Origin of the sequence: Bradyrhizobium sp. LB8.2, from assembly GCF_040548035.1 — a bacterium.
Classification (GTDB): domain Bacteria; phylum Pseudomonadota; class Alphaproteobacteria; order Rhizobiales; family Xanthobacteraceae; genus Bradyrhizobium.
The window spans coordinates 29,579-44,608 of record NZ_JBEPQV010000037.1 but is presented as its reverse complement, the minus strand read 5'-3'; the positions used below and the strand labels follow the sequence as shown (position 1 = coordinate 44,608).

At 63.6% G+C, this 15,030-nt stretch carries 9 protein-coding genes; 2 read left to right on the top strand and 7 right to left on the bottom strand.

From position 1 onward, the window contains the following. Genes glgB through ABIB06_RS33040 form a run of 3 tightly spaced genes read right to left on the bottom strand, consistent with a single transcriptional unit; the run spans position 1 to position 7,383 of the window. Entirely contained in the window at positions 1–2,139 is a 2,139-nt protein-coding gene (gene glgB, locus ABIB06_RS33050; RefSeq protein ID WP_354051947.1) for a 1,4-alpha-glucan branching protein GlgB, read from the bottom strand. After that, positions 2,132–5,425 carry a maltose alpha-D-glucosyltransferase gene (gene treS / locus ABIB06_RS33045; RefSeq protein WP_354051949.1) on the bottom strand — a complete coding sequence of 1,098 codons (3,294 nt, stop codon included), beginning with the start codon at positions 5,423–5,425 and terminating at the stop codon, positions 2,132–2,134. The genes glgB and treS overlap by 8 nt, the downstream gene beginning before the upstream one ends. Before the next feature lie 11 nt (positions 5,426–5,436). After that, positions 5,437–7,383, bottom strand: coding sequence for a maltotransferase domain-containing protein (locus ABIB06_RS33040; protein ID WP_354069868.1), 1,947 nt, complete (start codon positions 7,381–7,383; stop codon positions 5,437–5,439). Positions 7,384–7,587: 204 nt separating this feature from the next. Here ABIB06_RS33040 and malQ point away from each other — a divergent pair, with 204 nt between their 5' ends. Both malQ and ABIB06_RS33030 read left to right on the top strand, forming a co-directional pair. Continuing rightward, positions 7,588–9,549 (top strand): 4-alpha-glucanotransferase, encoded by a 1,962-nt coding sequence (malQ, locus tag ABIB06_RS33035; RefSeq protein WP_354051953.1) that lies wholly within the window; start codon positions 7,588–7,590, stop codon positions 9,547–9,549. A gap of 44 nt (positions 9,550–9,593) precedes the next feature. Beyond that, positions 9,594–11,399, top strand: coding sequence for a glycoside hydrolase family 15 protein (locus ABIB06_RS33030; RefSeq protein ID WP_354051954.1), 1,806 nt, complete (start codon positions 9,594–9,596; stop codon positions 11,397–11,399). Between the two features lies 1 nt (position 11,400). On the opposite strand, the gene ABIB06_RS33025 is transcribed toward ABIB06_RS33030, so the two are convergent. Genes ABIB06_RS33025 through zwf form a run of 4 tightly spaced genes read right to left on the bottom strand, consistent with a single transcriptional unit; the run spans position 11,401 to position 15,015 of the window. After that, a complete protein-coding gene (locus ABIB06_RS33025) occupies positions 11,401–12,213 on the bottom strand; it encodes an HAD family hydrolase (RefSeq protein ID WP_354051956.1) in 813 nt (270 codons plus the stop codon). A 24-nt stretch (positions 12,214–12,237) separates the two neighbouring features. Continuing rightward, a complete protein-coding gene (locus tag ABIB06_RS33020) occupies positions 12,238–12,768 on the bottom strand; it encodes a gluconokinase (RefSeq protein WP_354051957.1) in 531 nt (176 codons plus the stop codon). After that, positions 12,755–13,504 carry a 6-phosphogluconolactonase gene (gene pgl, locus ABIB06_RS33015; protein ID WP_354052001.1) on the bottom strand — a complete coding sequence of 250 codons (750 nt, stop codon included), beginning with the start codon at positions 13,502–13,504 and terminating at the stop codon, positions 12,755–12,757. Before pgl ends, ABIB06_RS33020 begins: the two co-directional genes overlap by 14 nt. Continuing rightward, on the bottom strand, positions 13,504–15,015 hold the full coding sequence (gene zwf / locus ABIB06_RS33010; RefSeq protein ID WP_354051959.1) for a glucose-6-phosphate dehydrogenase: 1,512 nt from the start codon (positions 15,013–15,015) through the stop codon (positions 13,504–13,506). Before zwf ends, pgl begins: the two co-directional genes overlap by 1 nt. Between the last annotated feature and the right edge of the window lie 15 nt (positions 15,016–15,030).

The window sequence follows — 15,030 nt, the reverse complement described above, 5'->3', positions numbered from 1 at the left end:
TCAGCTTTCCGGAACGAGGAAGATCCCGGCGAGCGGCGGAATGGTGAGGCGGAGCTCGCCATCGACAGCATGGACTTCGCCGATGTTGCCGACATTACTGCCGCCGTAATGGGCGGAGTCCGAGTTGAACACTTCCTTCCACTTGCCGCCGAAGGGCGCGCGAACGCGGTAGTTGCGATAGACGTTGGGTGAGAAGTTGACGATCACCATGCACCGGGCGTGCTCGTCAAATCCCTTGCGCAGCCAGGCGAACACGTTGCGGGTGGCGTCGTCGGTGACAAGCCATTCGAAACCGGCCGGCTCGCAGTCCATCTGGTGCAGAGCGGGCACCGCGCGATAGAGCCGGTTGAGGTCGCGGATCAGCGCCTGGATGCCGGAATGAGTCTTGTGCTCGAGCAAGTGCCAGTCGAGCGATTGGTCGTGATTCCATTCGCGGCTTTGCGCGATCTCGGCACCCATGAACAGCAGCTTCTTGCCGGGATGGCCGAACATGAAGCTGTAATAGGCGCGCAGATTCGCAAAGCGCTGCCATTCGTCGCCGGGCATGCGGCCCAGGATCGAGCGCTTGCCGTGCACGACCTCGTCATGCGACAGCGGCAGGACGAAGTTTTCCGAGAAGGCATAGTGCAGGCCGAACAGAATGTCGCCGTGATGATGCTTGCGGTGGATCGGATCCTTGCTGATGTAGTTCAGCGTGTCGTGCATCCAGCCCATGTTCCACTTGTAGCCGAAGCCGAGCCCGCCGAATTCGACCGGACGCGAGACCTGCGGCCAGGCGGTGGACTCTTCGGCGGCCGTGGTCGCCTGCGGGAAACGCGCGAACAGCTCGGTGTTGAAGCGGCGCAGGAACGCGATCGCCTCGATGTTCTCCCGGCCGCCATGCTGATTCGGAATCCACGCGCCGGGCGGGCGGCTGTAGTCGAGGTAGAGCATGGATGCGACCGCATCGACGCGCAAGCCATCGATAGCGTAACGCTCGAGCCAGAACAGCACGTTCGACACCAGGAAGTTCGTCACTTCGGTGCGGCCGTAATTGTAGATCAGCGTGCCCCAATCGAGGTGACGGCCTTGGAGCGGATTGGCGTGCTCGTACAGCGCTGTGCCGTCAAAACTGCCGAGCCCGTGCGGATCGTCCGGGAAGTGCCCAGGCACCCAGTCGAGCAGCACGCCGACGCCCTCGCGGTGGCAGGCATCGACCAGTGCGGCAAAATCCTCCGGCGTGCCGAAGCGGCTGGTCGGCGCATACAGGCCGGTCGGCTGGTAGCCCCATGAGCCGTCGAAAGGATGCTCGCTGACGGGGAGAAATTCGAGATGAGTGAAGCCCATGTCACGGGCGTAGGCCGGCAGCTGCTCGGCCAGCTCCCGATAGGTCAGCCATTCATCTCCGTTCTTGCGCCGCCACGAGCCGAGATGGACCTCGTAGATCGACATCGGCGCCGACAATGCGTTGATGCCGTCGGGTGCTGGTCGCGGCCGCGGCAGATGCGCCTCGTCGAACACGATGGAAGCCGTCTTCGGCCGCACCTCGCTTGCAAACGCCATCGGATCGGACTTCAGCGGGAGTAGATGGCCATGGGGTCCGATAATTTCGAACTTGTAGTGGTCGCCGGCCTTGGCGTGCGGGATGAATAACTCCCAATAACCTGCGCCGCGCACCCGCATCGGATGGCGCCGCCCGTCCCAGAAATTGAAATCGCCGACCACGGAGACGCGCCGTGCATTCGGCGCCAGCACTACGAAGCCGATGCCATCGATATCTTCGAGCCGCATCGGATGCGCGCCGAGCTTGTCGTAAAGGCGCTGGTGGGTGCCTTCGCCGAGCAGATAGAGATCGAAATCGGACAGGATCGGCGGAAAGCGGTAGGCGTCCTCGAATTCGACGACGCTGTCGCCGAATTTGACGCGGAGCTGGTAGTGCTTCGAGCCATTCGGCAGGCTGCCGATGAACAGGCCGGCATCGTGGACGCGGTCGAGCCGGGCCACCTCGCCATGCTCGCTGACCGCCTCGACATTGGAGGCTTCGGGGAGAAACGCGCGCACAACACTCTTGCCGCCCTCGGGATGCAGCCCGAGATAGTGGAAGGGGTCGGAGTGGCGGCCCTCGATGATCGCATAGGCCTCGGCAGGGAGTTTAGGCATGGGCTTCGCTCTCGGTGCTGGACAGAATGCGAAGCAGTCCGGACAGCGGCGCATGGAGCCCCTCAGGCCGGTGGGACAGCTCGTACTCTACTTCGTCGAACGCTTGATCAAGCAGGAAAAAACTTAACAGGCCTGCCGCGGATTGCCGATCCACTGGCCACAGCCGCCGATCCGTCGTGGCCTCGCGGTAGGCGTTGAGGAACGTCGCAGTGGCGCGCTCGCGCCATTCGCCGAGCGCGGCCGTAAGCCGGCCCTGCTCGTCGGAGGCGCCCGTGAGCGCGCGGTTGAGCGCCGCGTTAACCGAAAGATCAATCGAGCGGATCAGGCCGGCGACGTCGCGCGCGGCAGGCAGCTTGCGCCGCTTGTCGGCCAGCGGCAAACGCGGATCTCCGTCGAAGTCGATGATGAAGATATCGTCCTTTACGATCAGCGTTTGCCCGAGGCGGAAGTCGCCATGATGACGGATGTTCAACCCGCCGATCTCGGAAGGCAATAGCGCATTCAGCTGGCCGGACAGGGACGCACGCATCGCCACGAGCTGATCGATCAGCGGCCGGTCCGCCTCTCGCAGGCCGCCGCGAGTGTCGGCCAGCCGCTCGAGAACGCGCTCGGCCCGTCTCGTCAGGTCGGATGTCCAGCGCTCGACGTGTGCGGAGCCGATCGACTCCGGCGCGAGATCGTCGGGCTTTGCGGCCGCCAGAGCCACATGCAGCTCGGCGAGCCGCCGGCCGATCTGCGCTATGAAGTGCAGATATGGCGCTTGCTCCTGGGTCTCGCGGAGCATCTCGCCCGGTGGCAGCACCCTTTGCTCGTCGATATAGCGGTCGAGATAGCCCGCGGTGACGGCCCAGCCATCGCCCTGGTTCTCGACATAGGCGTGCAGCACGCCTACCGCGCTGCGACTATCGCCTTCGACCAGCTCGACGTTGCCGAGCAGTGCCGGCGTATTGGCAAAGCGGGCGATTTCGGTGAGGTAGGAGCCGATCTCGATTTCGGGATTGATGCCGCTTTCAAGCCGGCGATAGATCTTGGCGACATACTGGTTGTCGACCAGTGCGGTGCTGTTCGACTGCTCGACCGTGCGGATGCGTTCTGGCTCCTTGATGGTGTAGTCGGCAAACCTGCTGGTCGCCTTGAACTCCAGCCGCAGATTGTTCTCTTCCACCACCAAGTTCTGCGACAGATTGCGCAGGAACAGACCGATGAAGATCTGCTCTGTCGCAACGTCGAGCAGCGTGCCTTCGCGGGCACCCTGGCGCACGGCGGCGAGCGCCTTCGGGTTGAAGCGTTCGCGATCGAAGCGCACCCACTCAATCTGCATCGGTACGACGTAGCGGGTGGTCACATCGTGTCGGGTCGCTTCGAAGAACGCGATCCAGGGCCTGTTGTCGCCGATGTCGCAGAACGGCACCGCCGATGTCAGCGTGGGCTTGATGTGCTTGGGATTGTTTTCTGGATACCACCGCGTCCGTGACAGGAAGCCCGGCAGCACATCGCGCTCGAACATTCCGCGTTCGCGTGCCAGAGAGACCCAGGTCGAATTGACAGGCACCACCAGCGTTTCGAATTCCGGCACCGCGCGCGGCGTCACCGGCTCGGACTTGTCGCGCTCGGTGAGCTGGAACCAGTAGAAGCCATAGGGCCCCAGCGTGACCATGTAGGGCAGTTCGCCGATCGCCGGAAAACGCGTGCGGCCGAGCATCTCCTGCGGGATGCGGTCCTTCCACGGCGACAGATCGAGCTCGGTTGCCTGCGCGGCGCGCGAGAGGTTCGCGACGCAGAGGATCACCTCGTCGCGGTACTGCCGGACATAGGCCAGCACAGCGCGGTTGGTCGGGCGGATGAAGGTCATGGTCCCGCGGCCGAAGGCGAGCGTGGACTTGCGCACCGAGATCAGCCGTTTGGTGGCGTTGAGCTGCGACGAAAGGCTGCGCGACTGCGCTTCCACGTTCACGGACTCGTAGCCATAGACGGGGTCCATGATCGGCGGCGCGTAAAGGCGGGCCGGATCAGCGCGTGAGAAGCCGCCATTGCGGTCCGGGCTCCACTGCATCGGCGTGCGCACGCCGTTGCGGTCGCCGAGATAGATGTTGTCGCCCATCCCGATCTCGTCGCCGTAATAGATGATCGGCGTACCAGGGAAGGACAACAGCAGCGAGTTCATCAGCTCGATCTTGCGCCGGTCGTTGTCCATCAGCGGCGCAAGGCGCCGGCGGATGCCGACATTGATGCGGGCGCGCGGATCATTGGCGTAGGTCGACCACAGATAATCGCGTTCGACGTCGGTGACCATTTCCAGCGTCAGCTCGTCATGGTTTCGCAGGAACAGCGCCCACTGGCAGCTTGAAGGAATGTCCGGCGTCTGTCGCAGTATGTCTGTGATCGGAAAGCGGTCTTCTTGCGCGATCGCCATGTAGATGCGCGGCATCAGCGGGAAGTGGTAGGCCATGTGGCATTCGTCGCCACGTCCGAAATATTCCTGCACGTCCTCCGGCCATTGATTGGCCTCGGCCAGCAGCAACTTGCCCTTGGAATAGGCGTCCAATTCCTTGCGCAGGCGCTTGATGATCGAATGCGTCTCGGGAAGGTTCTCGTTCGAGGTGCCCTCGCGCTCGCAGAGATAGGGGATGGCATCGAGCCGGAAGCCGTCGACGCCGGCATCGAGCCAGCGCTTCATCACCTGGATGAGCGCGCTGACGACGCGCGGATTGTCGAAATTGAGATCCGGCTGGTGCGAGAAGAAGCGGTGCCAGTAGAACGCGCCGGCCTCGGGATCCCAGGTCCAGTTGGATTTCTCGGTATCGGTGAAAATGATCCGCGTACCCTGGTATTTCTGATCGGTGTCGCTCCAGACATACCAATTGCGGGCGCTCGAGCCTGCCGGGCTGCGGCGCGCACGCTTGAACCAATTGTGCTGGTCCGAGGTGTGGTTGACGACGAGTTCGGTGATGACGCGCAAGCCGCGCTTCTGCGCTTCCTGGATGAAGCGCTTGAAATCTTTCATCGTCCCGAAATCGGGATTGATCGAGCCGTAGTCGCCAATGTCGTAGCCGTCGTCGCGGCCGGGCGAGGGATAGAACGGCAGCAGCCAGAGCGCGGTGACGCCGAGCTCCTGGAGATAGGGCAGCTTCTCGGTCAGCCCGGCGAAGTCGCCGATGCCGTCATTGTTGCTGTCGGCAAACGCCTTGACGTGAAGCTGGTAGATAACGGCGTCCTTGTACCAGAGTTCATCCACGATCCCGGCAGCCTCGGCTTTCTTGGTGTCGACGGAAGACAATACGTTCATGGCGTGCGCCTTTACGCCAGGCAGCGGAACAGCAGCGCCGGATCGCGGTCGGGATCGATACGCAATTTGATCCCGCCCCATTCGATGCGGGACTGTTCGCCGGTGAGGAGATTTTCGAGTCCGGTGACATGGCGGCGCTCGCCGCCGACATCGATGGCGAGGTCGCCGAGCGGCAACCAGAACTCGCGTGCATTGCGCGAGAGCGCGATCGCGGCAATGACGATATTGGCGGGATCGGCGGCCTCCTTGGCAAAAGCAATCGTGTCGCCGTCCTCAATGCCGAGGAAGCGCAGGTTCGCCATCTGCTGAAGGGCTACGTTTTCGTTGCGGATACGATTTAGCTCCGTGATGTACGGCTTAATGTTGCCGGGCTTGTCCCAGTCGCGCTGTCTGATCTGGTATTTCTCGGAGTCGAGATATTCCTCGCGGCCGGGGATCGCGTCGTGCTCCAGCAATTCGAACCCGCTGTAGACGCCGTAACTGCCGGACAGTGTCGCGGCCAGCGCGACGCGCGATTTGAACGCCCAGGTCTCGCCGCCCTGAAGATGATATGGCAGCAGGTCGGGCGTGCTCACGAACAGGTTCGGCCGATAGAAGTCACGTTCGGGATAGCGCGTCAGCTCGCCGATATATTGCTCCAGCTCCCACTTCGCCGTGCGCCACGGGAAATAGCTGAAGGACTGCGCAAAGCCGAGCTTGGCGAGGCCCTTCATCAGCTTCGGTCGCGCGAACGTCTTGGAGAACAGGATCACCTCGGGGTGCTGGCGGCGGATATCGCGGATCAGCCACTCCCAGAAAGCAAGCGGCGCGGTATCGTGATTGTCGATGGCAAAGATGGTGACACCGTGGTCGATCCAGAACAGCATGGCGTCGCGAAACGCGTTCCACAATCCGGCCCGATCGACGGACGTGAAATCGGGGATGACGATATCGGAATAGGGCCCCTCAGCCGTCCGCACCGAGCGGTCCGGCCGCCATTTGAACCATTCCGGATGCTGCGTCAGCCAGGGATGGTCCGGCGAGCATTGCACGGCGAAGTCGAGCGCGAGCTCGAGGCCGTATTCCAGGCAGGTCACGACCAGCGCGCGGAAATCCTCGATCGTGCCGAGCTCCGGATGCAGCGCATCGTGCCCCCCCTCGATGGTGCCGATCGCATAAGGCGAGCCGGGATCGCCTTCGGTCGCTACCGGCGCGTTGTTGCGGCCCTTGCGGCGGGTGCGGCCAATGGGGTGGATCGGCGTGAAGTAGAGTACGTCGAAGCCCATCGCCGCGATCTCGGGCACCCGCGCGATGCAGTCGCGGAGCGTGCCGTGCCGGCCTGGAATTTGGCTCTGGCTGCGCGGCATCATCTGATACCAGGCGCCAAAGCGCGCCTTGTCGCGGTCGATGATGAGCGGGAAGGGCGCCGAGCGGGTGAGGTCGGGCCGCGATTGGCTCTCGGCCATGGCTTCGCCGAGTTCAGTTGCCAGCAGCGGGGCAACGTCGCCGGTCTGAAGATAGTCCTCGCATTGCCTGACGATGACAGCCGCGGCGTCCTGCCGCGCGCCATGCGCCTTGGTCAGAAGGCCGGCGCCCTCGATCGCATCGAGGCTGACATCGGCGCCAGAGCGCTGCTTGCGCGCGACCCCGTGCGACCACGTCGCGAACTCGTCGGTCCAGGCTTCGATCGCATAGACATATTTGCCGGGCTCAACCGGTGTGAACGCGCCGGACCAGCGGTCATTGCCGTGAGGGATCATCGGCTCGCTCCGCCATTCGCGGTCCTGCTCTTGCCGCCAGATCAGCGCTGCGCCGATCACGGCGTCGCCGTCGCGGTAGATGTCGGCCCAGACCTCGACCGGTTCGCGCGCGATCCGCTTCACGGGGAAGCGGCCGCCATCGATCAAGGGATAGACGTCTTCGATGAGGAAAGCGCTGCCGGCTGCGGCACTCTCGACAGTTTGAATTGTCTTGTTCACGGTGATGCCATTGACAAGAAAGCAGGAGCCCGTTTCCCTTGTCGGGAACCTACGCTTGATACCTATATAGAAAGCCGGTTGGGTGTCATTAGTTCCCTCGGGAACGGCAAGCGCGGTTTGTGAGTTAAGCCAGACTAACGTCTTCCACCGCCTCGTTAAAATCAATACCCCCGGCCAAAATCTGGCCTGCCAACTACGTGCCGAATGGATCTTTTAGCTCAAGCCCAGATCAAGGGCGTTCAGTCCGAATTCGTCGATGCCCTCGGAAAGCTGCGGATCACCGATCCCGTGGCCCTCAAATCCATCCTCGACGCCCTGCCGGAGAAGCGGGTCTATCGCTTCGTTAGCGGACCCGTGGTGGTGCGCGCCTTGGGCCATCCGCGCACCGAATTGGTGACGATCGGTGCACCGCCGCTCAAATGGACGATGACCGGCAATGGCAATTTGATCGCGCAAGGTGAGGCGCGCGAGCCCGTGATTGCATGGCCCGCCGGTCTGCCGCTCGGCTATCACCGTCTGACGCTGACCGATGCCGAAGGCGTGAGCGAAGAGGTGCCGATGATCGTGGCGCCCGAGCGGGCCTTTGGCGGCGATTTCGACCGCGGCTGGCTGCTTGCTATGCAACTCTACAGCGTCCGCTCCGACCGCAATTGGGGCATCGGTGATTTCACTGATCTTGCCGATCTCGTCCGGCTCGCCAAGCAGTTGGGGGCCGACGGCGTCGGGCTTAATCCTCTGCATGTGTTGTTCGACGACCATCCGGCCGATTGCAGCCCCTATTCGCCGAACAGCCGGCTGTTTCTCAATCCGCTCTATATCGACGTCGAGGCAATCCCGGAATTTTCCGGCGATCTCGTCCCCGACGCGGCCGCGACCGCCGCGCGGCTCCGTGAAGGCGATCGTGTGCCCTATGCGGCCATGGCGGCCTTGAAGTGGTTGGCCTTGCGCGCGGCCTTCGACAGCTTTCTGAAAAGCGCCAGCGGTGTCCGCCGCAACCAGTTCGACGCCTTCCGCGCGGCGCGCGCGCCGCTGTTGTCCCGTTTTGCCTGCTTCGAGGTGCTACGCCATCGCTTCACGGCGCCGTGGTGGGAATGGCCGGTGGAATGGCAGCAGCCGGACGAGGCGAAATGCGCCCGACTGCGCAACGGGCCCGACAAACACGACGTCGAGTTCGTTGAATTCGTGCAATGGACCGCCGATAGCCAGTTGCACGCCGCCAAGGAACTGGCCGGCCAACTTGGCATGCGCGTGGGCCTCTATCTCGACGTCGCCGTCGGCGTGCAGTCCAACGGCTTCGATGCCTGGAACGAGCAGATGGCGATCTCGCGCCATCTCGCGGTCGGTGCGCCGCCCGACGTGCTCAACACCGTCGGCCAGGACTGGGGCCTTGCCGGCTTCAATGCCGGCGGCCTGGAAGCTCAGTCCTTCGTGCCGTTCGCCGACATGCTGGCCGCTTCGATGCGGCATGCCGGGGCCATCCGTCTCGATCACGTGCTGGGGCTGAAGCGGCTTTATCTGGTGCCGCGCGGTTTCAAGCCGGATAATGGCGCCTATGTGCAGATGCCGTTCGAGGCGCTGCTTGGCGCCGTGGTGCGTGAAAGCGCGGCGAACAAATGCATCGTGATCGGCGAGGACCTCGGCACCGTGCCGGAAGGATTCCGCGAGACCATGCAGGATTTCGGCATCTGGTCCTATCTCGTCATGATGTTCGAGCGCGACGATGCCGGCCATTTCCGCAACACCGATCACTACCGGCCCAACGCGCTGGTCACGCTGAACACGCATGATCTGTGCACCTATGCCGGCTGGCGCTCCTTCAGCGATCTCAGGATGAAGCTCTCGCTCGGGCTCGACCCCGGCGAGGACGAGAAGGCGCGCTGGGATGCGCTCGGCAAGCTCGACGACATCCTGCGCCAGAACGGCATCAACGCCAACGACCTTTATTCGGTGCTCGCCTTCCTGTCGCGCACACCGTCGCGGCTGCTCGCAGTGTCGCTGGAGGACCTGCTCGGCGTGATCGATCAGCCCAACATTCCCGGCACGATCGACGAGCATCCGAACTGGCGCCAGCGCCTGCCGGTTGCGCTCGACAAGATCGCCTCGAAGGTCGATCTCGCAGCTTTGAAGGCCGCGACACGGGAACGCTCGTTGCCCGGCGGGCGTTGATCGCCGGGAACTTCCAAAACGCCGTTTTCGAGGCTCGCACGACATTGTCTCAGAGGATCGAGGACTATGCGCTGATCGGCGACTGCGAGACCGCGGCGCTGGTTGGGCGCAACGGTTCGATCGACTGGCTGTGCTGGCCGGCCTTCGATTCCGATGCCTGCTTTGCAGCGATCCTCGGCACGCACAAGAACGGCCGTTGGCTGATCGCACCGGACGAGGACGTCACCGCGACGTCGCGCCGCTATCTTGGCGACACCCTCATCCTCGAGACGCGCTTTGAGGCGAAGAGCGGCACAGTTGCGCTGATCGACTTCATGCCGCCGCGCGGCAAGGCCTCCGACATCGTGCGGCTGGTCCGCGGCGTCAGCGGCACGGTGAAGATGCGGATGGAGCTCGTGATCCGCTTCGGCTTCGGTGTCGACATTCCCTGGGTGCGGCGGATTGACCATTCGCTGCTTGCGGTCGCCGGCCAGGACATGACGGTGCTCCATACGCCGGCAAAGACCCGCGGCGAGGATATGACAACCGTGTCCGACTTCGAGGTAAAAGCCGACGAGACTGTGCCGTTCGTGCTGACCTACGGTCCTTCGCATCTCGAACCGCCCGCGCCGATCAATCCGGAGGTCGCGCTCCAGGAGACCGAAAAATTCTGGCAGGACTGGTGCAGAAAATGCACCAGCGACGGCGACTATCACGACCTCATCATGCGCTCGCTGATCACGCTGAAGGCGCTGACCTTCGACCCGACCGGCGGCATCGTCGCTGCGCCCACCACCTCGTTGCCGGAGAAGCTCGGCGGCAGCAGGAACTGGGATTACCGTTTCTGCTGGCTGCGCGATGCCACCTTCACCCTGCTGGCGCTGATGAACTCCGGCTATACCGAGGAAGCGTTGGCCTGGCACAATTGGCTGTTGCGCGCGGCGGCAGGCTCGCCGGCGAACATGCAGATCATGTACGGCATCTGGGGCCAGCGGCGGCTGCTGGAATGGGAGGCGGGCTGGCTGGACGGCTATGAGGGCGCGCGGCCGGTGCGGGTCGGCAATGCCGCCCATGCGCAGCTTCAGCTCGACGTCTATGGCGAGCTGATCGACGCCTTTCATCAGTCACGCATGGCCAAGCTCAAGCTCGACGACGAAACGACCTGGGCGCTGGAATGCAACGTGCTCAATCATCTCGCCGAGGTCTGGGACGAGCCCGACCACGGCATCTGGGAGCGGCGCGGCGAGCCCAGGCACTACGTCTTCTCGAAGGTGATGACCTGGGTCGCCTTCGATCGCGGCATCAAGAGTGCCGAGACTTTTGGCTTCAAGGCGCCGCTTCTGCATTGGCGCGCGTTGCGCGATGCCATCCATCGCGACGTCTGCAACAAGGGATTTGACGCGGAGGAAAACGCCTTCGTCGAATCCTACGGTTCCAAACTGCTCGATGCCAGCGTGCTGCTGTTGCCGGCCGTCGGCTTCCTGCCGCCATCGGACCCGCGCATCCGTGGCACCATGGGGGCTGTCGAGAACCACATGATGCGCGACGGTTTCGTGCTGCGGCACGACCCGCGCGAAGTGCCTGCGGGACAGCCGCCGCTCGAAGGCGCGTTCCTCGCCTGTAGCCTGTGGCTCGCCGACGCCCTTGTGCTGGCGGGCGATCTCGACAAGGCGCAGATCTTGTTCGACCGCGTGGTCGGTATCGCGAACGACGTCGGGCTATTGGCCGAGGAGTATGATTCAGGCGCCCGGCGCCAGACCGGCAACTTCCCGCAGGCACTGACCCATATCGCGCTGATCAACACCGCGCACAATCTGTCCGCGGCGAGGCAAGGGAGCGAGAAGCCGGCGGTGCAGCGGTCGAAGCAGTGACTTAAGCGACCCCGTTCCGCGTCAGGATCATCTCCATCGCCTCGGCAAAACCGTCCTGCTCGTTGGTCGCGGTGACGTGGGTGGCCTGGTCCTTGACGCTGTCGGTCGCGTTGCCCATGGCGATCGAGACGCCGCTGACGCGAAACATCGCGAGGTCGTTCTGCATGTCGCCGATGGTGGCGACGGCGTCCGTTGAAATGCCGAGGCGCTTGGCCATGGCTTGCACGAATGTACCTTTGTCGAAGCCGGGCGGGGTGATGTCGAGATAATATGTTTGCGAACGCACTGCGGTCGCCTCGCTGCCGAGCGCCTTCTGCATCGCCTTCTCGCAAGCTTCTAGGCCGGCTGCATCGGCGCTGGCTCCGACGATCTTGCAGGCGCTCGCAAGGTAGGGCGAGAAGTCCGTCACGATGGTCGGGTCAGAGCGGATGGTGTGCTGTTCATGCGCGACGTATTTGCCGCTGGGGTTGTCGATCAGCCATTTGTCGGTGGTGAACAGCCAGATGTCGGCGCCGAAGTCGCGGAGGATTTTTAAGCTTCGCTCGGCCGCGCCGGCCGGGATGAGATGCTGCTCGACCGGATTCATCTCGGGATCGACGATCGATGAGCCGTTGAACGGGCCGACCGGCAGCCAGAGCGCCAGCGGCTCGATCAGGAAGCGCATGCCGATCGCGGGGCGGCTCGACGTTATCGTGAAACCGATGCCGGCCTGGTGCAGCCGCTGCACCGCGGACCTCGCGCGCTCCGTCAGCGTCTTGTCCTTGGTCAGCAGCGTGCCGTCGACGTCGGAGACCACGAGTGAGATTTTCGTCATGGCAGGACCTTGGGGGTTTTGGCCTCAGCGCTTCGCGACGCCCAGTTTCAGCTGCCGTACAACCCCGTCCACGATCGCTTCGACGGATTCGTCGATCGAGACGGTGATGACGTGCTCGCCCGCCTCCGGCGGTTCCAGCGTGCTGAACTGGCTCGTCAGCAGCCCGGGCGGCATGAAGTGCCCCTTGCGTTGCGCGAGGCGAGCGGCGATCAGCTCCTTCGTGCCCCTGAGGAAGACGAAGCGCACGTCGTCGCGTCCACGCAGGAGCACGTCACGATAGGTGTGCTTCAGCGCCGAGCAGGCGATGATGATTTGCTCGCCTTTGTCGCAGACCCGCGCGATCTCGTCGGCGATGGCGTTGAGCCAGGGCCAGCGGTCCTCGTCGGTGAGAGGATGGCCAGCCCGCATCTTCTCGACATTGCTGGCGGGGTGAAAGCTGTCGCCGTCCTCGAAGCGCCAGCCGAGGCGCTCGCTGAGCGCGCTTGCAACCGTGCTCTTGCCCGAGCCCGACACGCCCATCACGATCAATGCACAAGGTGCTTCAACGCCCGCCACGAATTCCCTCCGGTAGCGCGGCCCGGTCGACCAGCCAGACGGTCTCACCATTCGAGCGCGCGCGTAGAGCCGGCAGAGTCTCGCCATTGAGGAGGCGCGTCAAGATCGGCTGCTTGTCGTGCCCCGCAATCTCGAACAGCATTTCGCGGCAGGATGCCAGCGCGGGCAGTGTGAGGGATACCCGCGGCACGAAAGGCGCGACATTGGCCTTGGGGACCCCGACGACCCAGCGCATGGTCTCCTCGATCGCGGGGTAGCCCGGAAAGAGCGAAGCCGTATGGCCGTCCGGGCCCGCACCCATCAAAACCATGTCGAACAGCGGCCGTGCCGGATCGAGGCTTTCCGCGCCGTAGAAAGACTGCAACTCGCGCGCATAAGCCGCGGCGCTCTGATCAGGGTTGTCAGCCGCCGTCGGGATCGGGTGAATATGGCCGGGGGGCGCATTGCGATCGAGAAAGGTCGCGCGCGCGATCGCCATGTTGTTGAGGGGATCGCTTTCGGGCGCGAAGCGCTCGTCACCGATGAACCAGTGCACGCGCTCCCATGGGATCTTGCCGCGCCAGGCATCGCTGCCAAGCAGCTGATAGAGCTTCGTTGGGCTGGAGCCGCCGGTGAGGCAGATCGCGATCCGCCCGAGATTGGCATCGATCCGCGCCATCACCCGCTCGGCCGCGGTCTGCGCCAGCGCCTCGGCGTCCGCCTCGACGATCAGCTTCGGCTGTCCGGCCGCTGCCATCACGAAAACTTCCGCCAGGTTCGGCCGTCGCGACGGAGCAACTCATCAGCGCAGGCGGGGCCGTCGCTGCCGGCTTGATAGGTCTCGATGCCGTTCGTGCCCGCGTTCTTCCAGGCGTCCAGGAACGGCTGCACCGCTTGCCACCCGGCCTCGATTCCGTCGGCGCGCTGGAACAGGATGTTGTCGCCGATCATGCAGTCGTAGATCAGCGTCTCGTAGCCGGTACTGGGATCGGCCCGGAAATAGTCGCCATAGCGAAACTTCATCTCGACGCCGTCGATGGTGATGCTCGGGCCCGGGATCTTGGCGTTGAACTGGAGCTCGATGGTTTCGGTCGGCGCGATGCCGATGGTGAGGAAGTTCTGCGAGAGCCGGTCGACCGCCGTGCCTGAGAACATGGACAGCGGCGCCTGCTTGAACTTGATCGCGACCTCGGTGCGCTTGTGCCCCAGCGCCTTGCCGGTGCGCAAGTAGAACGGCACGCCGGCCCAGCGCCAATTGTCGATCATCAGCTTCAGCGCGACAAAAGTCTCGGTGGTGCTGCCGCGCTTGACGTCCTCGGTCTTGCGATAGTCCGGGATCTCATCGTCGCCGATGCGCCCCGAGAGATATTGCGCGCGCACCGAGCTCTTCAGCGCTTCCTCCTCGCTCGGCTGCTGGATCGAGGTCAAAACCTCGGCCTTTTCCGAGCGCACGGAATGCGCGTCGAAACGGGCCGGCGGCTCCATCGCCACCAGCGACATCAGCTGAAACAGGTGGTTCGGCACCATGTCGCGGAGCGCACCGGTGGCGTCATAGAAGCCGCCGCGATGGCCGACGCCGAGCTTCTCCTCCACCGTGATCTGGATGTGGTCGATATGGTTGCGATTCCAGATCGGCTCGAACATGCCGTTGGCAAAGCGCAGTACCAGGATGTTCTGCACCGTCTCCTTGCCGAGATAGTGATCGATCCGGTAGATCTGGTGCTCCTCCATGATCTTCAGCAGCTCGGCGTTCAGCGCGCGCGCGGAGGCGAGGTCGGTGCCGAACGGCTTTTCGATCACCAGTCGCCGCCAGGTGCCGTTCTCCTTCATCATGCCGGTGCGGCCGAGCTCGCGCGCGGTCGGCGCGAACGCGGCCGGCGGGGTCGCCAGGTAGAACAAGCGGTTGCCGCCGGTGTCTTGCGCGCATTCGAGCGCATCGAGATGTTCGCGCAAGCGATCGAAGGATGGCGGGTCTTTTGGATCCGCTTCGACGAAGCTGACGCGTTCCAGGAGCTTCTTGGCGACGACATCGTCCACGGAGCGGGTCGCAAACTCACGCAGGCCTTTCATCAGGCTGTCGCGGAGCTCGTCGTCCGACATGGCGTTGCGGCCGACGCCGACGACGCAGAACTTCTCCGGCAACATGTGTTCGGCAGCAAGATTGTAAAGTGACGGCATCACGAGGCGGTGAGTGAGATCACCGGTGACACCAAAAATGACAAAGGCGCAATTTTCCGGCTTGCGCTTTGGCTGCTGGTCTTTTGTCACGAATTACTGGCCTTC